General features: G+C 59.9%; 1 protein-coding gene. It reads right to left on the reverse strand.

The window, feature by feature from the left end; all coding sequences use genetic code 11:
- Positions 1 to 191: 191 nt before the first annotated feature.
- A partial coding sequence (locus QJT78_RS52145; RefSeq protein WP_281460949.1) for a hypothetical protein occupies positions 192 to 446 on the reverse strand: 255 nt, incomplete at its 5' end.

Raw genomic sequence — 446 nt, forward strand, 5'->3', positions numbered from 1 at the left:
GCGGGCGTGGCGTTCGCGGTTGGAGGTGATGGGGTTGGCTTCGCAACCGAATCCTACGCCGCATCAGCGCTTTACCCCTCAGGCGCACTCTTACGAATAAGACGGGCTAGACGGGACGTCAGCGTCTCAGTCGCATTCCCGCGAGCGCTCCGGCAAAAAGTACATTCAACTGGTGCCCGTGCAAATGCAGCCTACGCAGCGATCTTGTCTTCCTTGTCTGCGCCGCGCATGACGATCCTCAGGGCGTCGTTGGCCAGCGGGCGCTGCAGCGCCTTTGCCTCATCCCAGGGAGTGTGCATCCAGATGTCGCGCTCCTCCTCGGTGGTCAGGATCACGGTAAGCGGAGCTTTTCTCCCATTTGATTGACTGGTTTCGCTTCGGCTTTCGCTCTGCGATCCTTGGCTTGTCAGAGAGCCGAGAGGAGACTGAAGGCGATGGAACAATCG

Origin of the sequence: Bradyrhizobium sp. Mp27, from assembly GCF_029953005.1 — a bacterium.
Classification (GTDB): Bacteria; Pseudomonadota; Alphaproteobacteria; order Rhizobiales; family Xanthobacteraceae; genus Bradyrhizobium; species Bradyrhizobium barranii.